The organism is Micromonospora sp. SD19, from assembly GCF_054462275.1.
Map to the genome: position 1 here is coordinate 37,573 of NZ_JBTLMN010000013.1, position 25,011 is coordinate 62,583.

A 25,011-nucleotide genomic window follows, 5' to 3' on the forward strand; every position below is an offset into this window, starting at 1 on the left:
CGAGGAGCACCACCGACCGTGAACACCCACGAGCCGCTCACCCAACCGGAGGTGCAGGGTTTCGCCGCCCTGGCCGCCCGGCTGGCCGAGAACGTCAACGCGGTGGTGCTCGGCAAGCCGCAGGTGGTGCGGCTGGCGCTGACCGCTTTGTTCGCCCAGGGTCACGTGCTGCTGGAGGACGTGCCCGGGGTCGGTAAGACGACCCTGGCGCGGGCCATCGCCGCCACCGTGAAGGGTGAGTGGCGGCGCATCCAGTTCACCCCCGACCTGCTCCCCTCGGACGTGTCCGGCGTGACGATCTTCAACCAGGCGACCCGGGACTTCGAGTTCCACCCGGGGCCGGTCTTCGCCAACATCGTCATCGCCGACGAGATCAACCGGGCGTCGCCGAAGACGCAGTCGGCGCTGCTGGAGGTGATGGAGGAACGGACTGTCACTGTGGACGGGGTCCGGCACCCGGTGCCGTCGCCGTTCCTGGTGGTGGCCACGCAGAACCCGGTGGAGATGGACGGCACCTATCGGCTGCCCGAGGCGCAACTGGACCGTTTCCTGGTGAAGCTCTCCGTGGGGTACCCGGACGAGGCGGTCGAGGTCGAGGTGCTGCGCGGGGCTACCGTGCGGTCCCCGGAGGCGCTCGCCCCGGTCACCGACACCGCCACCGTCGGCGAGATGGTGCGGATGGCCCGTCGGGTGCACATCGCCGAGCCGCTCTACGCGTACGCGGTCCGGCTGGCCGCCGCCACCCGCACCCACCCGCAGGTGCGCGTCGGGGTCAGCCCTCGGGGCGTGATCGCGTTGACCCGGGCGGCGTGCGCGTACGCGTTGATCGACGGGCGGGGCTGGATCATGCCGGAGGACCTCAAGGCGCTCGCCGAGGCGGTGTTCGCGCACCGGCTGTTGCTCACCCCGGACGCCCAGGTGCGCGGGATGACCGCCGCGGAGGTGCTGCGCCAGGCCGTGGCCTCGGTGCCGGTGCCGCTGCCGTCGGGGCAACCCGCTCCGGTGCAGGGCTGACCGGCAGCAGCGCGATGGGGATCACCGCCCGTGGGGTCGGGCTGCTCGTCGCCGCCGTGGTGCTGCTGGGGGCGGGTTTCCGGTTCGCGTACCCCGAGTTGACGTTGCTCGGCGCGGCGGCCGGAGCGGCCGTGGGCTACGCCGCGCTGGTCGCGGCGTGGCGGCCCCGGCTGGCGGTGACCCGCCGTGCGGACCCGGACCGGGTGGCCCGTGGCGAGCCGGCGAGCATGACGTTGACCGTGCGCAACACCGGCCGCCTGCGATCGGCGAACCTGCTGGCCGAGGACCGGTGCGGGGAGCGGACCGTGCCGGTGCCGGTGTTGCGGCTACGGCCCGGCCGGGACACCGAGGTCCGCTACGACGTGCCGACCGACCGTCGTGGGGTGGTGCCGGTCGGCCCGTTGCGGGTGACCCGGCGCGACCCGCTGGGGTTGGTGGCGCTGGCCCGCCCGTACGGTGCGACGGTGCCGGTCTGGGTGCACCCCCGGGTTCATCCGCTGGCGGCGGTGCCCACCGGCGCGGGGCGCAGCCTCGACGGTCGGGTGGACGGGGTCCCGCACGGGTCGATCACGTTCGACTCGTTGCGGGAGTACGTGGTCGGTGACGAGCTGCGCCGGGTGCACTGGCGTACCAGCGCCCGGGTGGGTGAGCTGATGGTGCGGGAGAACGTGGACACGAGTCTGCCGCGCCTGGTCGTCCTGCTGGACAACCGTGTGGCTGCGCATCCGGGGCGGGTCGGTGGGGTGGCGGAGTCGTTCGAGTCGGCGTGTGAGGCGGCGGCGTCGATCGTGACCGCCGCGCACCGCGCCGACCTGCCGGTGCTGTTGCTGCTGGCCGCCGGGGAGCCGGCGCAGGTCACGACGCCCGACGGCGAGGGCGACGGCGCGCTCGGGCCGCTGGACCGGCTGGCCGCCGCCGAGCTGTCCGGCGATGGTGCGGCGGTGCGCGCGGCCACCACCCGGCTGCGGCAGGACCGGCTGGGCGACACGCTGATCTTCCTGACCGGGCCGGGTGGCCGGGAGGAGTTGGGGCACGTCGGGGCGCTGCGGGGGGCGTACCCGTCGGTGGTGGTCGGGGTGTTCGGCGCGGCCGAGCCGACGCCGCCGGGCACCGCCGGCCTGGTGGTCGTCGATGCGGCGGACGGCGCGCAGTTCGCCGCCGAGTGGGACGGGGTACGCCGGTGGTGACGGGTGCCGCGCGGGTGCTGCGGGCGGCGGTTCTGCCGCTGGCGCTGATCGGGCTGACCGCGCTCGCCGGGGTGGTGCTCGGTCGGGTGTACGCCGGTGGCCTGCTGACCTGGCTGGTCGTCGGCGCGGCGGCGGGTTCGGTGCTGGTCAGTGTGGCCGCGCGGCGGCTGCCGTCCTGGCTGGTGGCGCCGGTGTCGGTGGCCGCGATGGCCGGTTGGACACTGTGGTCGCTGCGGCTGGCCGCCACCCGCGCTGACGTGCCGGGCGGCCTGCTGGAGGTCACCGCGGACGCCGCCCGCAACGGCATTCCCCGGCTGCTCACCGCGATGATCCCGGTGGAGCCCACACCGGACACGGTGCTGGTTCCCGTCGTGGCCGCTTGGCTGGCCGGGTTGGCCGGCGCGGAGGTGGCGCTGCGCACGGGCAGGGTGCTGCTGGGTTATCTGCCGGCGGCGGGGCTCTACGCCGCCGCCCTGTACGTGGTGGGCCCGAACGCCGAACCGGCGGTGGGGTCGACGGTGGCGTTCGTCGCGGTCGCGGCGGTGGGCCTGGCGACCCCGAGCCGGGCGGCGGCGTCGGGCGGCGATCCGACCGCCGACCTGACCCCCCGGGTGCGGGCGGCGGTGCGGTTGCGGCTGGCCGCCAGCGCGGCGCTCGGGGTGGCTCTGGTGGTCGGGTCGGTGGCGCTGCTCGGCCCGGTCGTCGCCGGGCAGGTCGACGGTCGGCCGGTGGACCCGCGCCGGTACGTGGAGCCGCCGCAGGTGCAGACGCTCGACGAGAACCCGTTGATCCGGATCTCCGGCTGGGCGCTGCACCCGGAGCAGAAGCTCCTCGACGTGAGCACGGAACGCCCTGACGCGCCGCCCGACACCGACCCGGCGGCGGACACCTCGCCCGGTGTGCGGATCCGCTTGGCGGTGCTCAGTGACTACGACGGGGTGACCTGGCGCGTCGGCGCGACGTACCGCAACGCCGGCCGGATCCTGCCGGCCGCGACCGCCGCCCGCGACAGCACGGTGCGCACGGTCCGGCAGCGGATCAGCGTGGCCGAGCTGACCGGCCGGTTGCTGCCGGCCGTGGCGACGCCCCGGGAGGTCAGCGGGGCGCGGGTGGCGTACGACCCGGCGAGCGGGACGCTGATCCGGCCGGAGGGGCTGGCGCCGGGGCTGCGGTACACGGTGACCTCCGCCGAGGAGCGCCCGGACCTGAACCTGTTGGCTACCGCGAACGTGCCCGCCGGTGGTGAGGTGGCCCGGGTGCTGCGGGTGGCGGACGGGGTGCCGGACCCGATGCGCCGGCTGGCCGGGCAGCTGGCTGAGGAGAACGGCGCGCCGTTCGCGCGGGCGTCGGCGATCGAGCAGTTCCTGGCCGAGCACTACCGGGTGGTGGCGGACGCGCCGAGCGGGCACGCGTACCCGAATCTGGGTTTCTTCCTGTTCGGGCCGCGCAACGGCGGCGGGCAGGAGGGCACCTCGGAGCAGTTCGCGGCGGCGTTCGCGGTCCTCGGCCGGCTTTCCGGGCTGCCTACTCGGGTGGTGGTGGGTTTCCGGACCAGCGGGCAGGGGCCGGTGCTGGCCGGTGACGCGTACGCCTGGCCGGAGGTGCTCTTCGACGGGTTGGGCTGGGTGTCGTTCGACCCGCTGCCCCGCCCGAACGACGAGCCGAGGCCGGTGGAGGAGGATTTCCGCCCGACGCCGGAGGACCCGCCGCCGTCGGAGGCGCCCGCGCCGACCGCGGAGCCGAGCGCCTCACCGGAACCGGTGACCGCCGCCGATGTCCCGTCCGGCCGCGACGGGGTCTCCACGCCGGTGCTGGTCGCCGCCGGCAGCGGTGGTCTGTTGCTGGTGGTGGGGGCGTTCCTGCTCACCCTGTTGGCGATGCGCCGCTCCCTCACCCGCGGTCGGCTCGTGCGGGGCGACCCCGGTCAGCGCATCGCCGGCGCCTGGCGGGAGGTCACCGACGCGCTCCGGCTGGCCGGGAGGCCGGTCGGCGACGACCTGGCCGCGACCGAGGTCGCCGGGCACGCCCGTCAGGCGCTCACCGACACCGGGGCGGGCAGCGACGGCGCCGACGGGCCGGCCGTCGACGAGCTGGCGGCCCTGCTCAACCGGGTGGGTTTCGCACCGGGTGCCGCAACAGCGGATCAGGCCGCCCGGGCCGCCGAGGTCGCCACCGCGTACGTGACCACCCTGCGCTCGGCGCGCCCCTGGTGGCGCCGTCTGCTGTGGTCGGTGCATCCCGCCCCGCTCCGCCGCGCCCGCCGCTCCCCCCGGTGATCGAAAACGTAGCGGGTCAGGCGGTCAGCCGGCGGACGAGTTTGCGCATGCCGGCCTGCCAACCGTCCGGGTCCTCGGCGCGGCGGCGCGCGTAGTCGGCGACCTCGGGGTGCGGAAGGATCAGGAAACGTTCCTCGGCCAGCCCGGCGATGGCCGCCTCGGCGACCTGGTCCGGGGTGAGCACCGCGCCGGACGCGGCGACCACCCGGGCGCCGAGGTGGCCGTCGGCGAGCCCGTCGGCGAGCATCGGGGTGTCCACTCCCTGGGGGCAGAGGGCGCTGACCCGGATGCCCCGGTCCCGGTAGGTGATGGCCAACCACTCCGCGAAGCCCACCGAGGCGTGTTTCGTCGCGGTGTACGCGGCGTCGCCCACCGCGGTCAGCACACCCGCAGCGGAGCAGGTGTGCAGCAGGTGCCCGCCGCCTCGGGCGAGCATGCCGGGCAGCACCGCGCGGGCCGAGTAGACGTGGGCCAGCACGTTGACCCGCCAGGCCCGGTCCCAACCGGTGTCGTCGACCTCCACTCCCCCGCCGGTGGTCACTCCCGCGTTGGCGCAGAACAGGTCGATCCGGCCGTACCGCTGCTCGGTGTCGGCGACCAGCGCGCGGACCTGCTCCTCGTCGGTGACGTCGACGGCGTGGGCGTGCGCGACCGGGCCGATGCCCTCGGCGACCGCGCGGGCCGCGTCGGCGTCCAGGTCGGCGACCACCACGGCCGCGGCTCCCTCGGCGGCGAACCGGCGGGACAGCGCGGCGCCGATGCCGCCGGCCCCGCCGGTGACCACGACGATCCGGTCGGTGAGGTTCACGCGGACGCCTCCACGAGGTTGGTGCCCAGTCGGGCGATGAGGCCCAGGAGCGCGGTCGCGCCACCGGCGGTGACCTCGGGGGTGGGCAGCAGCGCGATGATCGGCACGTCCACCCCGTTGTCGGCGTAGCGGCGCACCTCGGCGCGGCACCGCTCCGGTGAGCCGTGCAGCACCAGCGCGTCGACCACCTCGTCGGGCACCGCCGCGTTGGCACCGCGCCGGTCACCGGCGGCCCAGGCCGCCCACATCGGTGCGAGCGCCTCGTCGCGGCCGAGCCAGCGGTGGAAGTCGGCGTACGCGCCGACGGTGAGGTAGCTGGTGATGAGCCGGCGGCCCAGTGCCCGGGCGTACGCGGTGTCCTCGGTGGGGCAGACGAAGATCCGGGCGGCGACGTCGAAGTCGGCGCGGCGCTCGCCCAGCTCGGCGAGGGCACGCGGTACGTCGTCGGCGCTGAGCCAGTTGAGGATGACCCCGTCGGCCTCCGCGGCGGCCAGCCGGAGCATTCCCGGGCGCAGCGCGGCGAGCAGGATCTGTGGCGGCACCGCCGGCGGTCGTTCCAGCGTGAACCGGCGGACGGCGAACGTGTCGTAGACCTCGTCGACGGTCTCGCCGCGCAGCGCGGCGCGCAGGAAACGCAGCACGTCGCGGGTACGCCGGAACGGCTGGTCGAACGGCACGGCGTTCCAGTCCCGGACGAGCACCGGTGAGGACGCCCCGATGCCGAGCGAGAACCGGCCCGGCGCGGCCTCGGCCAGCGCCGCCGCGCTCATCGCGAGCAGCCCGGGACCCCTGGTGTAGACCGGGGTGATCGCGGTGCCCAGCCGCAGCCCGGGCTGCCAGGCGGCGGCGAGGGCCAGCGGGGTGAACGCGTCGGCCCCGGCGACCTCGGACGACCAGACGTCGGTGAACCCGGCCCGCTCCAGGGCCGCGTAGGCCGCGTCGTGCTGCGCCAGCGCGATCCCGCCCAGCGGCACGGTCATGCCCCATCGATTCGTCACCGATCGATCGTGCCCGTTGACGACGGCCCGGGCAAGATCCCCGGGTTGGGCAGAATCGCCGGTTTCCGGCCGTGCGGCCCAGTGGGAGGTGCTACCACTTCGAGGTGGACCGGACCGACGGCGCAGGCCGCTGACCATGGGTTCCAGGGCGGCGGGACGCCTGGAGCCGGTCCCGGCCGCGGCCGCGCCCGGCCGGGCGACGTTCCTGGAACTCTTCTTCGACCTGGTGTACGTCTTCGCGCTCACCCGGATCTCGGCACGCGCGTTCGAGGATCTGACTCAGGACCCGGGCCGGGAGCACGGCTGGGGGACGATCACCGGCAGCGGCAAGACGCTGCTGTTGCTGCTGGCGCTGTGGGCGGTCTGGCAGGGCACCGCGTGGACGACCAGCCGGTACGACCCGTACCGGGTGCCGTTGCAGACCGTGGTGATCACCGCGCTGGTGTGCAGCATGGTGATGGGGGTGGCGATCCCCCGGGCGTTCAGCGAGACCGCGCTGATGTTCGCCGTGGCGTACGTGATCGCGCAGGTGACCCGGCCGGTGATCCTGTCGGTCGCGCTGGGCCCGCACCCGTACCGCCGGTTGAAGGTGCGGATGGCGGTGATCTACGCCGTCAGCGGGGTGCTGTGGATCGGCGGCGCGATGCTGAGCACCAACGCGCAGGTGGTGCTCTGGTCGGTGGCGCTGGGCTTCGAGTACCTGGCCGCCCGCTGCGGCTGGCCGGTGCCCGGCCTGGGTCGTTCGACGATCTCCAAGTGGGAGATCGCCGGGGAGCACCTGGCCGAGCGGTACCAGCAGTTCTTCCTCGTCGCGCTGGGCGAGACGATCCTGGTGGCCGGTTTCTCGTACAGCAAGGGGCCGTACGAGAAGGGGCACGCCTGGGCGTTCGCGCTGGCGTTGGCCACCTCGATCATGTTGTGGCGGATCTATGTGCAGCGGGCTGGGCGGATCCTGGGCGAGGCGGTGATGAAGGCCCGGCACCCCGCCAATATCGGCCGGTCCGCGGCCGACACCCACCTGGTGATGGTGATCGGTCTCGCGTGCACCGCGATCGGCTACGAGCTGATCATCGAGGCTCCGTTGGAGCGGATCCCGGGCTCGTGGTTGGCCATGGTGCTCGGTGGCCCGGCCCTGTTCCTGGCCGGCCGGGCCCGCCTGGAGTACGAGGTGTTCGCGCGGGTCTCCCCGTCCCGGTGGATCGCCCTCACGGTGCTGGTGGTGTCGTCGGTGCCGTTGCTGCACCTGCCCGGTGTGCTCGCGACAGCGCTCGGGGCGCTGGCGTTGGCGGCGGTCGCGGTGGCCGACGCCCGGCGGGCGCACGGCGCCCCACCGGAGGCCGCCACGCCACCGTTCTGAGCGTTGCGCGCGAATGCCGTGCCGGACCGGAGGGTTACTCTCGGCCGGTGACCTTCTCGCTCGTCGCCCGCTCCGCCGACGGCCGCCTGCACGGCGTGGCCGTCGCCAGCAAGTTCCTCGCCGCCGGGGCGTTGGTGCCGGCCGCCGCCGCCGAGGTGGGTGCGCTGGCCACCCAGGCGCACGTGAACCTCGCCTACCGCCCGCAGGGACTCACCCTGCTACGCACCGGGGTGGCTGCCGCCGACGTGGTGGCCGGGCTGATCGCCGCCGACCCCGAGCGGGACCATCGTCAACTCGGCGTCGTGGGGGTCACCGGAACGGGGGCCAGCTGGACGGGGCCGGCCTGCCACCCGTGGGCCGGCGGGCGGACCGGCGACGGCTGGGCCGCGCAGGGCAACGTGCTCACCGGGCCGGAGGTCGTCGACGCCCTCGGTGCGGCCTGGGAGGCGGGAACGGCGCTGCCGTTCGCCGAGCGGCTGGTGGCCGCGTTGCGGGCCGGCGACGAGGCCGGCGGCGACCGGCGTGGGCGGCAGAGCGCCGGCCTGCTGGTGGTCGAGCGCGGCGGCGGGTACGGCGGCACCAGCGATGTGGTGGTGGACCTTCGGGTGGACGACCACCCCGACCCGGTGGCCGAGCTGGGTCGTCTGCTGTCGGTGCACACCATGCTGTTCGGCCGGCCGGACCCGGCCACCCTGCTCGACCTCACCGGCGCGGTCGCCGCCGAGGTGGCGGCGTTGCTCGCCGCGCTCGGTCATCCGGCGCGGGAGGACGACCCGGAAGCGGCGTTGATCTCCTGGGCCGGGTTGGAGAACCTGGAGGAGCGGCTGGTGCCGGGGCGGATCGACCCGGTGGTGCTGACGCACCTGCGCGGTGTCGCCCCGCACGTCCCCGCGCCCCGCTCGGCGAGCTGATTCAGCAACACCGGCGACGACCTCGCAGGGCCGGCCGTCAGCGGCCGAAGGCCAGCCAGCGGAAGCCGGCGGCGTCGACCGCTGCCCGTTCCGGGACGGTCACTGCCGTCCGGCCGGTGGCCTTGCGGATCAGCGTCAACCGGTCCCAGCCCAACCCAGCCGGCGTCGGTCGTCCGCCGGTGAGCAGCTCGGCGATGACCGCCGCCGCCGGTGGGGTGAGCCACGGGGACCGGCCCAGCGCGGCGGCCAGGTCCAACCCGTGCACGCCCACCTCGACGACCCGGGTCCGCAGGAACTCGCCGAGGCGCATCGCGTCGCCGTGGCGGGTTCGCACCACCCGGTCGGGCGCGGCGGCGGCGACGGCCGCCTCGGTGGCCCGCCAGGCCCGGTCGAACTCGGTCGCCAGCGCCGCCCGGTCCACCGGTAGCGCGTCCCGCTGCCCGCCGGCGATCCGGTCGGCGTCGACCTCGGCGGTGAACTTCGCCGCGCCGAAGTAGCCTGCGGCGTCCACCTCGGCGTGTGGCGGGGCGGGCGCGGCTAGCATGTCGGTCAGTCGGCCGACCCCGGTGCGGGTGTGCGCGATCAGCTCCCGGACGGTCCACGGCGGGCAGTCGGTGGGCCGGCCGAGATCATCGTCGGTCAGCTCGGTCAGGACCTCGGTGAACCGCGCGCACTCGGCGGAGAACGCCGCCCGGGTCGGCTCCACCGGGCGGCTCAGCCCTTGACCCGGGGCACCAGCCGGTGCACGACGGTGAGCACCAGCGCCATCACCACGGCCATCGTGCCGGCGATCCCGGCGGCGCTGCCCGCGTACCCGACGAACAACGGCCGGCGGGACAACTCCTGCGGCCCGGTGCCGCGTAGCTCGATCAGCCAGGACAGGGACAGTCCGCTGGCGACCAGGGCGAGCAGGCCGACCACCCCGAGCACCAGCGCGGCGACCCGGTGCGCGTCGCCGGGGGCGACCTCGGCCTGCTCCCGCTGGGTGATCAGCAGCAGCAGCCCGGCCAACGCCGCCCAGACACCCACCACCAGGTACGCGGCGACGGCGTCGCTGGGCCGGTGCCAGCCGGCGGAGAGGGTGGCGACTCCGGCGACGGCGGCGTAGCCGGCACCCACGAACGCGCCGACCGCCCGGACCTTGCGCGGCAGCACGAGCATCAGCGCGACCGCCACCGAGGCGGCCACCGTGGTGTGCCCGCTGGGCAGGCTGTTGCCCACCGCCGCGCGTTCCGGGTCGAGGCCGAAGTCGGGGCGGTTCAGCCCGTACTTGAGCAGTTGGGTGGTGACGTTCGCTCCGGCGATCAGCAGGGTCGCGGTGATCGCCAGGGCGATCCGCCCCCGGATCAACGCGATGAAGCCGATCATCGCGGTGGCGGCCAGCAACGAGACCACCGACATCGCGTTGAGGATCCGGTCGACCGGACCATCGATGGTGTCCTGTCCGATCCGGTTGCCGGTGAGGGCGACGGTGTCCACCCACTGACCGACCTCGGAGTGCACGGCCACCCGCCACACGGCGAGGAAGGCAGCCGCCTGGACAAGGGCCAGTACGACCAACCAGACCGCGGTCCAACCCCGTGCCGTCGCGCGCATCCGCACACCGTAGCGGCAGGTGTCGGCGGTCCGAGCGGTGGCCCGCCACCAATCGCCGGTTAGGTTGTGCCGGAGGTGAGGAGGCGGTGGTGAGCGGAACACCGGAGCGCGACAGCTGCCCGGCCGAGCCCGGTCCGGAGCAGCGCGGAGGCGGCGATCCGGGGCCGGAAGGGCCGGCGCGGGCCGGCGTCGACACCGGTCCGGGAGAGCCAGCGCGGGCCGGCGTCGACACCGGTCCGGGAGAGCCAGCGCGGGCCGAGTCGCTGACGGATCTGCTGGGCGGGCGACGCGGCGCCATCGACGCCACACTGCCGCCGCTGGCGTTCGCCGCGGGGTGGTTGTGGGGCGGCGAGTCGCTGTGGGGCGGGGTCGGCGCGGCGCTGGCAGTGGGCGCGGTGGTGGCCGGCGTACGCCTGCGTCGGGGTGACCGGCCGCGTTCGGTCCTGATCGGGCTGCTGGCCGTCTGTGTCGCCGCGCTGATCGCGGTGCGCACCGGTCGGGCCGAGAACTTCTTTCTGATCCAGGTGTTGTCAAACGCCGCGAGCGCTCTGGCGTGGACGGTCAGCATCGTGGTGCGGTGGCCACTGCTCGGTGTGCTGGTCGGCGCGGTGCTGGGCCAGCGCGCCCGGTGGCGGCGCGACCCGGTGCTGCTGCGCGGGTACGGCCGGGCGAGTTGGGTGTGGACGGCGACGTACCTGCTGCGGGTCGCCGTGTTCGTGCCGCTCTACCTGGGCGGGCAGGTGCTCGCGCTGGTGGTGGCCCGGGTGGCGCTGACCTGGCCGCTGGTGGCGGCGGCGCTGGCACTGAGTTGGGTGGTGCTGCGGCGCTCGCTGCCGGCCGGGCACCCGGGGCTGCGTCACCCGGTCGTGCCGCCTCGCTGAACCGGTCGCGCCGCCTCGCCGGTGCGGCGGGGCGGCGCGGACTCGCTGCAAAAGTGGAGAGGCCGCCACGGGGGGAGCGGCCTCTCCGGTGACGTACGTTACTCCGTCACGGACCTCGGTGTGATCCCGCGACGGCCCGAATTTCTGGGCTTTTTCGCGGCTAGCTTCAGTCCGGGCGGTGGGGCGGGCCAGCCGATCCGCTGCGTCGGCCAGATGGCCGGCCCACCCCGGCCTGACCGTGGGTGTCAGGCCGTCCGCCAGCCCTGGTCCGTCGTTCCCCGGACCGGGCCGGACCCCGGGGTGGGCGGTCCACGCCACCCACCCCGGGTCGTATCAGCCGTTCGGGAACAGGCTGCCGTAGTCGGCGTACGCCATGGCGACGTCAGCCTGCGCCCAGAACCGGTGGTAGTTGAACTCGGGCTCCGGACCACCGTCCAGGTACGCCTGCACCTTGGGCCAGTCCGGGTCGTTCTTGTAGAAGGACCGGATGTCCAGGAAGCTCTTGCCGGCGGCGATGGCGTCGCCGTTCGGCATCTTCCCGGTCCAGCCCGACGGGACGTAGAGGCCCTGTCCGGTGGACGCGTTGTAGACGTCGTCGAAGCGCCGGTAGTCGCCACGCTTCTCGGTGGTGGACACGCCCTTGGCGTCGCTGGCGGACGACAGCGCGTCGAGCAGCCCCTTGGCGGTGTCCTTCGCCGCGACGTTGCCCGACTTGGCCGCGTACGCGATCAGGGTCCGGGCGTAGGCGGCGGTGACGCCGACGTCCTGGCCCTTCACCGTGACCTCGACGTGCAGGTTGGTGTTGGGCTGCGGGTTGGACGGGTTCCAGGTGGTCGGCTGACCGGTCCACGCCATGTCCGACGGGATGGACCAGTTGGTGCCGAGGGTGGTGTTGGCGATCGCCCACGGCACCCACTTGTCCAGCAGCGCCTTGGCCTTCGCGTTGCCGGTCTGCAGGTACAGCTCGGCGATGCGCTGCATCGACCAGGCCTGCATGCCGAACCACTGGTTCGACGGCGGGTCGTTGTAGACCGGGTCGACGTCGTAGAACATGCCGTAGAAGGTGCTGGTGCCGGCCGGCGGCTGGGCGTAGCTGCCGTCCCAGCTGTTGGTGGCACCACCGGCGATGCCGCCCTCGGCGGACTGCAGCCAGGTGTAGAACTCCAGCTGCCGGTCGAGGCTCTTGGTCCAGTCGCTGGCGGCGGTCGGCGACTTCGGCGCCAGCTCCGGGGTGTTGGTCAGCGCCCAGGCCGCGAACGGGTTCTGGTAGCCGAAGTGGTTGTGGCTGGAGCCGATCCGCCAGGACCAGTTCTGGCTGGTGTCGTACGCGCCGCCCCAGGCGTAGTACCAGGACAGCAGGTAGTGCGCCGAGTCCTTGCCGCTGCCGGCGGGGCAGGTGCTGGCCCCGACGCAGTTGCCGATCTTCTTGAAGTACTTGTCGAACATCGCGTACCGCAGGTAGTCGCCCATCTTGGCGGCCTTGGTGATGGTGGCCGCGACGTCGGCCTGCTTGTTCTGCGCCTTGGCCCAGGTCAGCGCCCAGTACGCGGCCTGCACGGCGCGGGCGTCGGCGTCCGGAGCGTTGGTGTACTTCCACTGCTTGGCGGGGGCCCCGGTGTCCTTGACGAACAGGTCGAGGTAGCCGTACTGACCGCCGTGCTTGAAGGTGTCGCAGGACGGCTGCGGGACGGTCTCCCACACCGACTCCTGGGTGCCCCGCTGGAAGGTGTTGATGTACGCCGGCTTGGTGGTGCCGTCACCGCAGCGGCCGAAGCCGTAGGTGTTGTCGACGTCCATCAGCCAGTGCATGCCGTAGATGTCGCCGGTGCCGTAGGTGGACTGCAACTCCGAGCGGAGCGGGTCCTGGCCGACCGGGACGTTCGGGTCCAGCGCCGAGGGGTACTGGCTGGGCAGGTTGTACTCCGCGGCGTACTGCGGGGTGCCCGCGGAGCCGGCGGTCGGCTGGTCGGCGTGCGTCGGGATGATGTACTTCTCCATCACGGTCCACGCGTTGTTGAACGGGGCCCAGTTCTGGGTGACCCGCCCGTAGTTCGCCTCCAGCCAGAGCCAGAAGCTGAACGCCTCGGAGGTGGTCTCGTGACCGTGGTCGGGGGCTTCCACGATCAGCGTCTCCACCGAGTGGTACGGCACGCCCTCGGGGCTGAAGTAACCCGAGTTCTTGATCTTGCCGTACTGCTCGAGGAACTTCGCGATGTAGGTGTTGTCGCCGCCGGGGGTGTCGTTGTCGATCTCGGTGGCGGTGACCGCCAGCGAGGCCAGACCCGTGGCGGTGGCGGTGATGGTGGCGGCGCCGCCGACGGTGTCGGCGTCCTCGGCCGCGGCGACCGTGACGGTGGCCCCGGTGTTCCAGTTGCTCGGGGTCAGCGTGACGGTGCTCGGCGAGACCGTGACATCGGTGTCACCGGTGCGGGTGAGGGTGACCGGCACGTTGGCCGTCGGCGCGGCGCTGAGCTTCAGGTTGAAGGTGGCGGTGCCACCCTCGGCGACGCTCACCGCGGACGGCGTGGCGACCAGCGTCGGGCCGCTGGCGGCGCCGACGGTGAATGCCTTCTCGTCGACCCCGATGCCGTTGGCGTTGTCATACGCCTTGGCCTGCACGGTGTAGCTGCCGGCCGGCAGGTCTTCCTGGGTGTAGGCGTACGGGGCGCTGGTGTCGGTGTTGATCAGCAGGCCGTTGCGGTAGAACTCGACCTTGCTGATCGTCCCGTCCGGGTCGCTGGCGGTGGCGGTCAGCGGCACGTCGGCCGGCGCGGTGAACGGCCCGCTCGGCAGGCCGAGCGAAACCGTCGGCGGCTGGTTGGCCGGGGTGCCGTTGCACGGGGTGCCGTTGATGGTGAACGCGGTGGGCTTCGGGTTGCTCCCGGTGTGGGCGCCGTTGAAGCCGATGGTGGTGGAGGCCCCGGTGCCGAGGTTGCCGTTGTACGACTCGTTGGTCGCGGTGACCTCACTGCCGGTCTGGCTGTACCGGGCCGACCAGCCCTGGGTGACCCGTTGACCGCTGTTCGGGAAGGTCCACTTGAGCGTCCAGTTGGTGATCGGGTCGCCCAGGTTCTTGATGGTGACATTGGCGGTGAAGCCGGTGTTCCAGTCGTTGGTCGCGTAGACCACGTCGCAGGCGGGTGCGGCCTGTGCGGCGCCAGCGGGCAGGGTCACCCCGCCGATGGCGAGCGCGGCGGCGGCGATGATCGCCACTCGACGGCGTCGTGCCAGTTGTCTCATGTGCGCGGTGTCTCCTCGGACCGGGCCGGGACGGTCCCCGGCGAGGCGCCTGCCCGCGTGGGTGGTGGTCCGCGGGGATGTCGAGGCGCCGGGAAGGTGGTCTCCCCCGGGCCCGGCCGGGGTTCGGCGGTGCGAGCCCGCACGGGAGGGGTCCCGCCGGCTGATCGGGTGACCGTGACCGGAGCTGGTGCTGCCGGCTGCCCTCGGTGGACCCGCACTCACGCGATGTGGCTCCTGTCGCGTCGAATCGACAGTGTGCCATGGAAGCGCTCCCACAACAAGCGCACGGAGCCTCGGATCAGCTCCTTGTTTCGATCTCGTTTTGGGGCTTTCACAAAGGCGTGACGGGCGTTACAGTCGCAACATCGGTCGATGGGAGCGCTTCCATCGACAAGGTTCCAACAAGAAGATCGCTGGGATCGTCTCTGACGAGCTCAGGGAACCAGACCGAGGGCCGACGACGGGCCAGCCCGGACGCCGTCGTCAGCCATCGTCCCGCCACAGGGAGGGAGGTGGAACCAGAGCCACTCGCGTGGCCCGGCTCCCGCGCGACACGCACGGCAGGACCCAAATTCCGCCCGTGTGTGTGCAGTTACGGTGGGGACGGGGGTTGCCCTCCCCCGTCCCCACACTAAACCCCCGTACACGATAGGAAAAGAGGCCGACGGGACAGGCGCGCCGCGCCGCCCGGACGGCCTCGTTCGCTGCTCGGGGCCACATCCGTCTCCCACTCGCCAGCGCCGGCCGCCATGACGGCCGGCTGACCAGCCGGCAGCGCCTGCCCTATCATGGGAGCGCTCCCGAATCTTTCGGCGGTGGCCCCGTATCCATGAGGAGAATCCATGTCGATACCTATTGGGCCCGCCGGCCCGCTGCGCTTCCCGGACAACTTCGGCTGGGGCGCGGCCACCTCCGCGTACCAGATCGAGGGCGCCACCAAGGAGGACGGGCGCGGCGAGTCGGTCTGGGACACCTTCAGCCGCGTCCCGGGGCGCACCCGCAACGGAGACACCGGCGACGTGGCCATCGACCATTACCACCGGTACGCCGAGGACCTCGACCTCATGCGCGACCTCGGGTTGCGCAGCTACCGCTTCTCCATCTCCTGGCCCCGGATCCAACCCGACGGCACCGGCACGCCCAATCAGCGCGGCCTCGACTTCTACCGCCGGCTCCTCGACGGCCTGCACGAGCGCGGCATCACCCCGATGGCCACCCTCTTCCACTGGGATCTGCCCCAGGCGCTCCAGGACGCCGGCGGCTGGGAGTCGCGCGACACCGCCCACCGCTTCGCCGACTACGCCGACGTGGTCTTCCGCGCCCTCGGCGACCGGGTGCCGTCCTGGCTCACCATCAACGAGCCCAAGACCGTGGTGCAGAACGGCTACCTCACCGGCCACCACGCCCCCGGCCGGCAGGACCCGGACGCCGCCTACCTGGTCGCCCACCACCTGCAACTCGCGCACGGGTTCGCCGTCGGCGCGCTGCGGGCCACCGGCAGCGACAGCCGGATCGGCCCCGCGCTCAACCTGCACCCCTGCTACCCCGCCGACGACTCCCCGCAGGCGGCCGCTGCCGCCCACCTCTACGACGCCTACGAGAACCGCCTCTACCTCGACTCGCTGTTCAAGGGCAGCTACCCGGAGGACCTGCTGGCCGACCTGGGCCCGCAGAGCCGGATGGTCCAGGGCATCCGCGACGGCGACCTGAAGGTCATCTCCGCGCCGGTCGACCTGCTGGCCGTGCAGTACTACACCCCGATCTACGTCACCGCCGACGGCGGCACCGCGCACCGGTGGGCGACCTCCGAGGCCGAGTGGCAGCAGATCTACCCCGAGGGGATGTACGACCTGCTCACCCGGATCACCCGCGACTACGGCCCGATCCCGCTCACCATCACCGAGAACGGGCTGCCCACCCCGGACACTCTGGACGCGGACGACACCGTCCAGGACACCGGCCGGATCAGCTTCCTGCGCGACCACCTCACCGCGGCGCACCGGGCCATCGCCGACGGGGTGCCGCTGGAGAGCTTCCACGTCTGGTCACTGCTCGACAACTTCGAGTGGGACCAGGGCTACGACCAGCGCTGGGGCCTGGTCTACGTCGACTACCCCACCCAGCGGCGGGTGCTCAAGAGCAGCGCCACCTGGTACCGCTCCGTCATCGCCGACGGCGGCTTCTGAACGCGCCGCCACCCGGACCGCCGGGCCCGGACGGCTCGGCTCGGGTGAGCCGGTGACCGTCCGGGCTCGGCCGGCTCACTCAGCGGGGCAGCGCCTGCTGCAACTCCGCCCGCAGGGCCGGGGTGAGCATCTCCCCCGCCTGCTTCGCCAGCCGGGCCATCTCGTAGCCCACCACGCCGATGTCCGCGTCACCGGCCGCCAAGGTCGCCAGAATCGAACCGTCGCGGATCTGCATCACCAGGAAGTAGCCACGGCCCATCTCGACCACCGTCTGCTTGACGACATCGCCGTCGAACATCTGGGCCGCGCCCGCGGTGATGCTCATCAGCCCGGAGGTCACCGCGGCGAGCTTGTCCGCGTTGTCACGCGGCAGGTGATCGGAGATCGCCACCAGCAGCCCGTCGGAGGAGACCACCACCGCGTGCGCCACACCCGGCACCCGCTCCGCGAACGCGCTCACCAGCCAGCTCAGGTCACGCGCCTCCTGGCTCAACGTCGTCACTGTCGTCGTCCCCCTTCGTCGTGCCCCCCGGACGGTGGCACGGGTATCTCGGTGGTGTCCTCAGCCTCGGCGCGCCGTACTCCGCTGTAGAGCCGCGAGAGCATGCCGCCGACCGCCTCCGGGTCCGGGTCGGTGCGGGTCGGTGCCGTCATCGGTTGGGCCGAACGGGTGACAGCGCTCAACTGCGCCATGGGCACCCGCACCGGCAGTCCCCGCTCGTTGGTGCCTGCGGTCACCGGGATGGTCGGTGGCGCCGCCGGTGCGGGCACCACCGGCGAGGTCGGGCCCTGCCGCGAATACCAGCCCCCACCGTTGCCGTTGCCGTTGGCAGCGGCCGGGGCCAGCACGTCCTCGGCGCGCACCGGCATCGGGCGGCCCTGACGCGGCACACCGACGCCCGGCGGGCGGCCGGCCACCGGCAGGTCCCGCACCGCGTTGCCGGGTGCGGCGGCAGCGCCCGGCCAGCCCGCCCCGGGCTGCGCAGCCAGCCCTCGCGCCGCGCTCGCCGCCAGCATCCGCGCCGACGGGGGCGCGTCCAGCTCCACGTTGCCCGGCGGAGCCAGCAACTCGGCGGGCAGGACGAGCCGGGCGACCAGGCCATCCTCGCCGCCCTCCAACCGCACGCGGAGGCCCAACCGGGCCGCCAGGTGGCTGACCACGAAGAGCCCCATCCGCTCCACCGCCGCCACGTCCGCGGCCGGCGGGCTGGCCAGCACCTCGTTCGCCTGCACCAGCGCGGCCGGGCTCATGCCCAGACCACGGTCGACGATCTCGATCAGCGGACCGCCCGCTCCGACCCGGGCGGTCACCACCACGACGGTGTCCGGGCGGGAGAAGGCCGTGGCGTTCTCCAGCAACTCGGCCAGCAGGTGCACCAGCTCGCCGACGGCGTGCCCGACCACGTGCACGTCCGCCACCGACTCGATCCGGACCCGCTGGTACTGCTCGATCTCGGCGGCGGCGGCCAGCAGCACCGCACCGAGACCGACCGGCCGGTTCCACCGGCGGGTGGAGTCGGTGCCGGCGAGCACCAACAGGCTCTCGTCGTTACGGCGCATCCGGGCGGCCAGGTGATCGAGCTTGAACAGGTTCTCCAGCTGGTCCGGGTCGCTCTCCTCGCGCTCCAGGTCGTCGAGCAGCTCCAACTGGCGCTCCACCAGCACCTGACTGCGCCGGGCCAGGTTGACGAACATCGCGTTGACGTTACGCCGCATGAGCGCCTGCTCGACGGCGACAGTGACCGCGCTGCGGTGCACCGCCACGAACGCCTCGGCCAGCTCGCCGATCTCGTCGAGCGAACGCACCACCGCCGGCGCGACCTCGATGCGGGGCACCCCGCCGGTGACGGTCTTCAGCCGGTCCAGGGCGTCGGGCAACTCGACCTGGGCGATCCGCAGCGCCTGGCTGCGCAGCAGCCGCATCGACCGGGCGACCGACCGGCCGATGAGCAACGAGATCAGCAGGGCGGCCAGCAGGACCGTCACGACCCCGCCGACCACCAGCAGGGTCGCCCGCAGCTGGTCGGCGCTGGCCTCCTCGGCCTGCCGCACGGCGTCGTCGAGCACGCCCGCCTCGAGCTGGCGCAGCGACTCCTGGCGTTGCTGGCTGGCCGACCACCACTGCTCCGACGGGAGCACCTGCGGCGACGCGCCACCGGAGGACAGGCTGCGCTCCTCCAGATCGGTGGCGACCAGAAACATCGGCGACACCGATGTCTCGTCGTAGCGGCGGATCTGCGCACTGGTCGCGGCCACCCGGAACGCGCCGAGCGCGGTGAGTTGCTGGCCGCGCAGGTCGGCGAGGATCACCCGGTCCTCGGTGCCGTACGCACCGGCGCGGGCGGCGGCGTAGAGCTGACCCCGCACCCGGGAGGACAGCTCCTTGACCCGGGCCAGCTGGACGTAGCGCAGCACCGCGTCGTTCAACGCCGGCTGGTTCTGACCCGGCGTCGGTTCGGCGAGCAGGTCGAGCAACGCCCCGACCGCCCGGTGGTAGTTGCTCAGGATGGTCTCGCTGCTGAGCACCGCCGGTGGGATCGCCGCGCGGATGTCGACCACCTGGTCGTACGCCTCCAACGCCTCCGAGAAGGCCACCCGCCAGGAGGCGTCCGCGTCCGCCAGTGGCTCGGCGGCCCGGCTGAGGTCCACGATGGCCTTGTCGGTGGCCGCCTGCAACGGCTTCAGGTCGTTCGCGGCGGCCTGCCGGTCACCACCCTTACGCAGCTCGCCCAGCTCCCCCGCCGAGCGGTCGCGCTCCTGCTGGAGCTGGTGCACCGCGGCGGTGATCTGGCGGCCGATGCCGACCTGACTGGAGAAGTCGTTCAACGCCGTCGTCCGCCCCACCAGCGTGCTGGTCTGCACCCCGGCGAGCAGGAGGAACGCCATCGACGGCACCACCAGCACGGTGGCGAGCTTCGTGCTCATCCGCCAGTCGCGCAGCCGGAACGGTGACCGCCGTCGATGCGGAACGACTCGGACGTCGAAGCGGCGGCGGCGATGGTTCGACACCGCACCGTTCGCCGGGTCGGGACCTGCCGCCACCCTGCCTCCTCCGTCCTACCGCGTCCACCGCGGTCGGGGGAGCGCAGTCCATCCAACCAGGCTCGGTACCGCTGTCAACGGCCCGGGCGAGGCCGAGGTTCAGGAAGGATACTGCGGGTGGGACCGTCCTGCCGTGGTCGGTAAAACCAGCTCGTCCGTCCGGCCGATGTCGGCGAGCTCGATCGCGTCACCGAAGCGCCCCAGCGCGACCAACGCGGCACCGGTGGCGCCGATTTCCGGGTTACGTTGATGCGACACCGGTCGCGGTGCGAGCGCAGTGGCGAAGGCCTGCCGCCACCACACCGAGGCGGCAACCGCGCCGCCGCCCAGCACCACGCCGACCGGTTTGTCGATGGTGGACTCCAACACCCCGAGGTCGTCGGCGACCAGCTCACACAGCCCCTGCATCAGCCCGGCCAGGATGTCGACAGATGTGGTGCTGAAGCTGAGCCCGCGCAGCGCTCCGCTGCCCGCCGGAGCCAGCCCGGGTGCCCGGTCGCCGCCGAAGCGGGGATCCGCCGGTCGACCACCGCCCGCCGGCACCAGCGCCAGCGCCGCGTCCAGCTCCGCGCCCTGGGGCAACCGCAACTCCCGGTTCGCCCAGGCGAAGAGGTTGCCGCCGTTGGCGTACGCGGCACCGGTCACCACGTGGTCGTGGTCGACTCGGTAACGCCACAACCGTTCCGGCAGGCGGGGCATCGGTTCGCCGGCCGGGATCCGCTGCATCAGCCGTACGGCTGCGGAGGTGCCCACTGTGACGGCGGCCCGGCTCGGGTCGACGCAGCCCGAGCCGACGTTCGACGCCCCTCCGTCACCGACCGGCGGTGACCAGCGGGCCTGCGCCAGCTGCGGCCACCGACGAGCCAGGTCGACCCGGAGCCGGCCGTGCCAGTCCAGCTCGCCGAGGGGCGGCAGCTGCGCCGGTGTCGCCTCGGCCAGTGCCAGCGCCTCATCGTCCCAGCGCAGGGTGCGCAGATCCAGCAGACCGGTCCCGGAGGCCTGGGAGATCGACATGGGCGCGGTGTCGAGCAGCTCACCCAGCACGTACTCGGGCAGACCGACGAACCGGGCGATCGGGGTGCCGGACTGCTCGCGCAACCAGGGCAACCGCATCGACCAGTACGACCGGTGCCACCAGCAGCCGGTGCGCTGGTGGAAGCCGTCCGGGTCCGCCGGTCCGGCGGTGCGGCCGACCGGGGCGGGCCGGGTGTCCAGCCAGGTGACCACCGGGCCCAGCGGAGCGCCGTCGCGGTCCAGCGGAAGCACCGAGTGCCACTGGGCGGAGACCGCCACCAGGTCGACGTCGTGCAGGTGCCCCGACTCGGCCAGCTCGTCCAGGCACTCGACCAGGCTCGCCAGGTAGTCCCGGCCGGACAGCGTGCCGGTGCCGTCGTCGCCGATGGCGAGGTCGACCTTGCGGCGGGCCAGTGCGCCGGGCAGCGGCTGCGTGTCCGCGTCCAGCACCAGCCCGCGTACCGAGGAGGTGCCCAGGTCGAGCGCGAGAATGTTCATCGCCGGTCAAGTTACCCCGTGCCAGCGGGGCGACGGGCGCGTAGGGTGGATCACATGCTCGCGCACCTGACCAGTTGGTGGCCCGCCGACCCGGCGGCCATCCCCCGCGCGTAGCTCCATCCACGCGGCCGCCATCGAGGCGGTCGCCGGATCTCCCGGTTCCAGGGCCGCCCGAGGGCGGCACCCGGCCCGACGGAGATTCCGATGACCCAGCTGACCGACCTGCTCGCCGCCGTCACGCACGGCGTCGACCCCGGCCCCTTCGCGCTGCTGCGCCGCGACGGCGCTGACGAACTGGACCTGTTCACCGGCCCGGTCGACACCGCCGAGGGGCTCACCGACATTCCGCTGCCGCCGGGCCCACCCGGGGCCCGGACGCTGGCCCTCGTGCCGTACCGGCAGATCACCGAACGTGGTTTCGCCTGCGTCGACGACGGTGCCCCGCTGGAGTTCCTCCAGGTCAGCGCCCACCAGCGGATCGCACTGGCCGACGCCCTCGCCACGCTGCCCGACGAGCCGGTCCACACCACCGACGCCGGCTTCGACGTCAGCGACGAGGAGTACGCGCGGACCGTGCAGCGCGTGCTGTCCGAGGAGATCGGTCGGGGCGAGGGCGCGAACTTCGTGATCCACCGCGCCCTGCACGCCACCGTGCAGGGTCCGCCGCTGCGGGCCGCGTTGGCCGCACTGCGCCGGTTGCTGGTCGGCGAGCGCGGCGCGTACTGGACGTTCGTGGTGCACACCGGCACCCGCACGCTGGTCGGCGCCAGTCCGGAGCGGCACGTCAGCGTCGACGACGGGCTGGTGATGATGAACCCGATCAGCGGCACCTTCCGCTGCCCGGGCGGCGTCGCGGACCGGACGGCCCTGCTGCGTTTCCTCGCCGACCCGAAGGAGGTCGAGGAGCTGTACATGGTGCTCGACGAGGAGCTGAAGATGATGGCCACCGTCGCCGAACACGGTGGGCAGGTGATCGGGCCGTACCTGAAGGAGATGTCGCACCTGGCGCACACCGAGTACCTGCTCGCCGGGCGGGGCACCCGGGACGTGCGGGAGGTGCTGCGCGAGACGATGTTCGCCCCCACCGTGACGGGCAGCCCGATCGAGAACGCCTGCCGGGTGATCGCCCGACACGAGCGCCGGGGTCGGGGCTACTACGGCGGTGTGCTGGCGTTGCTCGGTCACGACGAGGCCGGCCGGCAGACGCTCGATGCCCCGATCCTGATCCGGACCGCCGAGATCTCCCCCACCGGCCGACTGCGGGTGCCGGTCGGCGCGACCCTGGTCCGGCACTCGACGACGGCCGGCGAGGTGGCCGAGACGCACGCCAAGGCCGCCGGTGTGCTGGCCGCGCTCGGCCTCGGTCCGGCGGCGTCCGTCGGCGACCGCGGGCCGGTCGCGCGGCTGGCCGACGACCCGGCGGTACGCGACGCGCTGGCCGCGCGTAACGCACCGCTGGCGCGGTTCTGGCTGGACCAGCGGTCACCGGACGCGCCCGGACTGCCCGCACTGGTCGGCCGCCGGGCGTTGATCGTGGACGCCGAGGACACCTTCACCGCCATGCTGGCCCACCAGCTGAGCGCGTTGGGCCTCGCGGTGACCACCCGGCCGTGGCACGCGAGCGGCCCGGTCGACGACTACGACCTGGTGGTGGCCGGTCCCGGGCCGGGTGACCCGGGCAGCGCGGACGCGCCGAAGATGGTGGCGCTGCGCTCGCTGCTGACCGGGCTGCTGGCAACCGGTCGTCCCACCCTCGCGGTCTGCCTCGGCCATCAGGTGCTGGCCGGGCTGCTGGGGCTGACGCTGCACCGCCGGGAGGCGCCCTACCAGGGGTTGCAGCGGGAGGTACCGGTGTTCGGGCGGACCCGCCGGGTCGGGTTCTACTCGACGTTCACCGCCCGCGCCGAGGCCGACCGGTTGGCCACCGCGTACGGGCCGGTGGAGCTGGCCCGGGACCCGGGCGACGGTGCCGTGCACGCCCTGCGGGGGCGCGGCTTCGCCGGGGTGCAGTTCCACGCGGAGTCGGTGCTCAGCCCGGACGGGCTCGCCGTGCTGAGCGAGCTGTTGGCCGATCTGCTGCCGGCGGCGCGCACGCAGGCGCTGTCCGCGACGCGCGACGGCGCATAGTCACAGTGCCCCGGGGGTAGGGCTGGATGGACCGGTGGCGCGGACGGGCCGAGAGCCCCCGCCCGCGCCACCGGTCACCCTCGTCCGTCAGCCGGCCGCCGGCTCAATTTTTCCGCAACTTCCGGGTCGTTCCGGCCCGGCGCCGCGCGCGGACGACGATCCTGATGCCATCGGTGCCGGCGGGATCGAGCCGTCGCCCCGCACCGGGCGCCTGAACGGGGGATCGCGCTCCGCCGGCAACGGAGCTGGCGTAGCGCGATCAGGGGACCGGGTCCGCCCCGCCCGCGCTCAGTGGACCAGGGTCGCCATCAGCCGGTCCAGTTCGGCCGCCGGGTCCGCGGTGAGACCGGTGTGCACCGGCCCCGTCTGGATCATCGTGCTGCGCGGCGCGGCCAGCCAGTGGAACCGCTCGCCGAGGCGCATCCGGGTCGCCGGCCCGTCACCGGAGCAGGTCCGGTCCCAGGAGTCGAGCACCGCCGCCACCGCCGGCAGGTCGACGTCGGGTGCCAGCGCGCGAACCCGGTCGGCGTCCAGGTGCGTCCGCGCGGCCAGGTAGTCGCGCTGCTGGCAGTAGAGCAACACCCCGACGTTGATCTGCTCGCCGCGCTCGATGCGGGGTACGAGCCGGATCACCGCGTACTCGAAGGGTTGCCTCATGCCCCGCTCCCCGGTGGCAGCCAGTCGGCCGTGCGGGCGACCCGGCGGGTCAGGTGGTGCAGGTACGCCTCGCGCGCCGCGTCGGCCGTGTCGAAGTCGGCGGCGGTCAGCCACTCCCCCGGTACCAGGGCCAGCACCTCGCTGAGCAGCTCCGGGGTGACCTGGGGGGCCAACTCGGCGTCGGCCTCGGCCAGCCGCGACGCGTACGGCGCCAGCACGTGATCGTCCGCGCGGTAGGCCCGGTGCACGGCGGCGTCGGCGCGCGGCCAGTTGTGGTGGAAGTACAGCGAGGCGCCGTGGTCGATCAGCCACAGCTCCCGGTGCCAGACGAGCAGGTTCGGATTGCGCCAACTGCGGTCGACGTTCTCCACGTACGCGTCGAACCAGAGCACCCGGGAGGCCATCGCCGGGTCGACGGGGTGCGCCACCGGGTCGAAGCCCAGCGCCCCGGGCAGGAAGTCCATCCCGAGGTTGGCGCCACCGCTGCCGCGCAGCAGCTCCTGCACCTCCTGGTCGGGTTCGGCCCGCCCGATGACCGGGTCGATGTCGAGGACCACCAGCGGCGGCACCCGCAGCCCCAGCCGGCGGGCCAGCTCGCCGCAGATCACCTCGGCGATGAGCGCCTTGGGCCCCTGCCCGGCGCCGCGGAACTTCGCCACGTAGGTGCCCAGGTCGTCGGCCTCCACCACGCCCGGCAGCGACCCACCCTCGCGGAGCGGGGTGACGTAGCGGATCGCGGTGACCTGGCGGAGCACGCCGCCCACCCTACTGTGCTGCCCGGGACGGGTGGGCGGGCCGGCCCGGACCGGCACACGTGGGTCAGTCGAGCTTGTCGCGCAGCTTGTCGACCTGGGTCTGCAGGCGGTTCACCGCGTTCTCGTTGTTGACGAACGTGGTGGTCCCGGCGGCCAGGCCGAGCCCGATCAGCACGGCCAGGATGCTGAGCACCAGGCCGCCGATGGACACGCCACGACCGGTGACCCCGGGCCGGCGCGCCATCTTGAGCCCGACGATGCCGAGGATGATCCCGATGATGCCCAGCACCAGCCCCAGCCAGGCGAGGATCGCCGTCAACACGCTGAACAGGCCGGCCACTCCGAACACCAGGGCGAAGGTCGCTGCGGCGCTGGTCTTGGCGCGGGCGTCCCCCCGGTGGCCGCGGGACCCGGCCGTTACGCCGGCACCCCGGGCCGGCTCGCTTGCGGCAGTCATGAGAATC

General features: G+C 73.4%; 19 protein-coding genes. 8 read left to right on the forward strand and 11 right to left on the reverse strand.

The window, feature by feature from the left end; translation table 11 throughout:
• The first annotated feature begins 18 nt into the window (after nucleotides 1-18).
• From ACX27O_RS29985 to ACX27O_RS29995, 3 genes are read left to right on the forward strand one after another with little or no spacing between them, the layout of a single operon-like run.
• Complete coding sequence (locus ACX27O_RS29985) at nucleotides 19-1,014, forward strand: AAA family ATPase (RefSeq protein ID WP_030328647.1); 996 nt, start codon at nucleotides 19-21, stop codon at nucleotides 1,012-1,014.
• A gap of 14 nt (nucleotides 1,015-1,028) precedes the next feature.
• Entirely contained in the window at nucleotides 1,029-2,201 is a 1,173-nt protein-coding gene (locus ACX27O_RS29990) for a DUF58 domain-containing protein (protein ID WP_458940449.1), read from the forward strand.
• Nucleotides 2,195-4,477, forward strand: coding sequence for a transglutaminaseTgpA domain-containing protein (locus ACX27O_RS29995; protein WP_458940450.1), 2,283 nt, complete (start codon nucleotides 2,195-2,197; stop codon nucleotides 4,475-4,477). Before ACX27O_RS29990 ends, ACX27O_RS29995 begins: the two co-directional genes overlap by 7 nt.
• A gap of 16 nt (nucleotides 4,478-4,493) precedes the next feature.
• On the opposite strand, the gene ACX27O_RS30000 is transcribed toward ACX27O_RS29995, so the two are convergent.
• Together ACX27O_RS30000 and ACX27O_RS30005 are read right to left on the reverse strand one after the other, a co-directional pair.
• Complete coding sequence (locus ACX27O_RS30000) at nucleotides 4,494-5,285, reverse strand: SDR family oxidoreductase (RefSeq protein WP_210861449.1); 792 nt, start codon at nucleotides 5,283-5,285, stop codon at nucleotides 4,494-4,496.
• Complete coding sequence (locus ACX27O_RS30005; RefSeq protein WP_358135292.1) at nucleotides 5,282-6,265, reverse strand: LLM class F420-dependent oxidoreductase; 984 nt, start codon at nucleotides 6,263-6,265, stop codon at nucleotides 5,282-5,284. Before ACX27O_RS30005 ends, ACX27O_RS30000 begins: the two co-directional genes overlap by 4 nt.
• A gap of 154 nt (nucleotides 6,266-6,419) precedes the next feature.
• On the opposite strand from ACX27O_RS30005, the gene ACX27O_RS30010 reads away from it, so the two are divergent.
• Entirely contained in the window at nucleotides 6,420-7,640 is a 1,221-nt protein-coding gene (locus ACX27O_RS30010; protein WP_458940451.1) for a low temperature requirement protein A, read from the forward strand.
• A 47-nt stretch (nucleotides 7,641-7,687) separates the two neighbouring features.
• Nucleotides 7,688-8,551 (forward strand): DUF1028 domain-containing protein, encoded by an 864-nt coding sequence (locus ACX27O_RS30015; protein WP_458940452.1) that lies wholly within the window; start codon nucleotides 7,688-7,690, stop codon nucleotides 8,549-8,551.
• 37 nt (nucleotides 8,552-8,588) lie between these two features.
• Here the strand turns inward: ACX27O_RS30015 and ACX27O_RS30020 are convergent, their stop codons facing one another.
• Nucleotides 8,589-9,257, reverse strand: coding sequence for a maleylpyruvate isomerase N-terminal domain-containing protein (locus tag ACX27O_RS30020; protein ID WP_245233522.1), 669 nt, complete (start codon nucleotides 9,255-9,257; stop codon nucleotides 8,589-8,591).
• Nucleotides 9,258-9,265: 8 nt separating this feature from the next.
• Nucleotides 9,266-10,153 carry a phosphatase PAP2 family protein gene (locus ACX27O_RS30025; protein WP_210865324.1) on the reverse strand — a complete coding sequence of 296 codons (888 nt, stop codon included), beginning with the start codon at nucleotides 10,151-10,153 and terminating at the stop codon, nucleotides 9,266-9,268.
• A 257-nt stretch (nucleotides 10,154-10,410) separates the two neighbouring features.
• On the opposite strand from ACX27O_RS30025, the gene ACX27O_RS30030 reads away from it, so the two are divergent.
• Nucleotides 10,411-11,028 (forward strand): DUF3159 domain-containing protein, encoded by a 618-nt coding sequence (locus ACX27O_RS30030; protein WP_051708184.1) that lies wholly within the window; start codon nucleotides 10,411-10,413, stop codon nucleotides 11,026-11,028.
• 333 nt (nucleotides 11,029-11,361) lie between these two features.
• Here ACX27O_RS30030 and ACX27O_RS30035 read toward each other — a convergent pair whose 3' ends face one another.
• Nucleotides 11,362-14,268, reverse strand: coding sequence for a glycoside hydrolase family 48 protein (locus tag ACX27O_RS30035; protein WP_210865325.1), 2,907 nt, complete (start codon nucleotides 14,266-14,268; stop codon nucleotides 11,362-11,364).
• An 842-nt stretch (nucleotides 14,269-15,110) separates the two neighbouring features.
• On the opposite strand from ACX27O_RS30035, the gene ACX27O_RS30040 reads away from it, so the two are divergent.
• Nucleotides 15,111-16,454 (forward strand): GH1 family beta-glucosidase, encoded by a 1,344-nt coding sequence (locus ACX27O_RS30040; RefSeq protein WP_030328664.1) that lies wholly within the window; start codon nucleotides 15,111-15,113, stop codon nucleotides 16,452-16,454.
• 79 nt (nucleotides 16,455-16,533) lie between these two features.
• On the opposite strand, the gene ACX27O_RS30045 is transcribed toward ACX27O_RS30040, so the two are convergent.
• The 3 genes from ACX27O_RS30045 to ACX27O_RS30055 form a co-directional block, all read right to left on the reverse strand.
• Nucleotides 16,534-16,956 (reverse strand): roadblock/LC7 domain-containing protein, encoded by a 423-nt coding sequence (locus ACX27O_RS30045; protein WP_030328666.1) that lies wholly within the window; start codon nucleotides 16,954-16,956, stop codon nucleotides 16,534-16,536.
• A complete protein-coding gene (locus tag ACX27O_RS30050; RefSeq protein ID WP_458940453.1) occupies nucleotides 16,953-19,496 on the reverse strand; it encodes a sensor histidine kinase in 2,544 nt (847 codons plus the stop codon). Before ACX27O_RS30050 ends, ACX27O_RS30045 begins: the two co-directional genes overlap by 4 nt.
• A 99-nt stretch (nucleotides 19,497-19,595) precedes the next feature.
• Nucleotides 19,596-21,008, reverse strand: a complete 1,413-nt coding sequence (locus ACX27O_RS30055; protein WP_030328670.1) for an FGGY family carbohydrate kinase — start codon at nucleotides 21,006-21,008, stop codon at nucleotides 19,596-19,598.
• A 204-nt stretch (nucleotides 21,009-21,212) separates the two neighbouring features.
• Between ACX27O_RS30055 and ACX27O_RS30060 the strand changes: the two genes are divergently transcribed.
• Nucleotides 21,213-23,135, forward strand: a complete 1,923-nt coding sequence (locus tag ACX27O_RS30060; protein WP_030328672.1) for an anthranilate synthase family protein — start codon at nucleotides 21,213-21,215, stop codon at nucleotides 23,133-23,135.
• A 288-nt stretch (nucleotides 23,136-23,423) separates the two neighbouring features.
• Here the strand turns inward: ACX27O_RS30060 and ACX27O_RS30065 are convergent, their stop codons facing one another.
• From ACX27O_RS30065 to ACX27O_RS30075, 3 genes are all read right to left on the reverse strand, one after another.
• On the reverse strand, nucleotides 23,424-23,792 hold the full coding sequence (locus ACX27O_RS30065; RefSeq protein ID WP_210865329.1) for a DUF3037 domain-containing protein: 369 nt from the start codon (nucleotides 23,790-23,792) through the stop codon (nucleotides 23,424-23,426).
• A complete protein-coding gene (locus tag ACX27O_RS30070; RefSeq protein WP_458940454.1) occupies nucleotides 23,789-24,547 on the reverse strand; it encodes a HipA family kinase in 759 nt (252 codons plus the stop codon). The genes ACX27O_RS30065 and ACX27O_RS30070 overlap by 4 nt, the downstream gene beginning before the upstream one ends.
• A 64-nt stretch (nucleotides 24,548-24,611) precedes the next feature.
• Nucleotides 24,612-25,004: a hypothetical protein gene (locus ACX27O_RS30075; protein ID WP_458940455.1), complete on the reverse strand. Its 393-nt coding sequence runs from the start codon at nucleotides 25,002-25,004 to the stop codon at nucleotides 24,612-24,614.
• Nucleotides 25,005-25,011: the final 7 nt, after the last annotated feature.

Bases quoted from the DNA above. Each gene is read 5' to 3' on its own strand.
- ACX27O_RS29990 (WP_458940449.1), top strand. From the start codon at position 1,029: ATGGGGATCACCGCCCGTGGGGTCGGGCTGCTCGTCGCCGCCGTGGTG.
- ACX27O_RS30005 (WP_358135292.1), bottom strand. From the start codon at position 6,265: ATGACCGTGCCGCTGGGCGGGATCGCGCTGGCGCAGCACGACGCGGCC.
- ACX27O_RS30010 (WP_458940451.1), top strand. From the start codon at position 6,420: ATGGGTTCCAGGGCGGCGGGACGCCTGGAGCCGGTCCCGGCCGCGGCC.
- ACX27O_RS30035 (WP_210865325.1), bottom strand. From the start codon at position 14,268: ATGAGACAACTGGCACGACGCCGTCGAGTGGCGATCATCGCCGCCGCC.
- ACX27O_RS30040 (WP_030328664.1), top strand. From the start codon at position 15,111: ATGTCGATACCTATTGGGCCCGCCGGCCCGCTGCGCTTCCCGGACAAC.
- ACX27O_RS30055 (WP_030328670.1), bottom strand. From the start codon at position 21,008: ATGAACATTCTCGCGCTCGACCTGGGCACCTCCTCGGTACGCGGGCTG.
- ACX27O_RS30060 (WP_030328672.1), top strand. From the start codon at position 21,213: ATGACCCAGCTGACCGACCTGCTCGCCGCCGTCACGCACGGCGTCGAC.
- ACX27O_RS30065 (WP_210865329.1), bottom strand. From the start codon at position 23,792: ATGAGGCAACCCTTCGAGTACGCGGTGATCCGGCTCGTACCCCGCATC.
- ACX27O_RS30075 (WP_458940455.1), bottom strand. From the start codon at position 25,004: ATGACTGCCGCAAGCGAGCCGGCCCGGGGTGCCGGCGTAACGGCCGGG.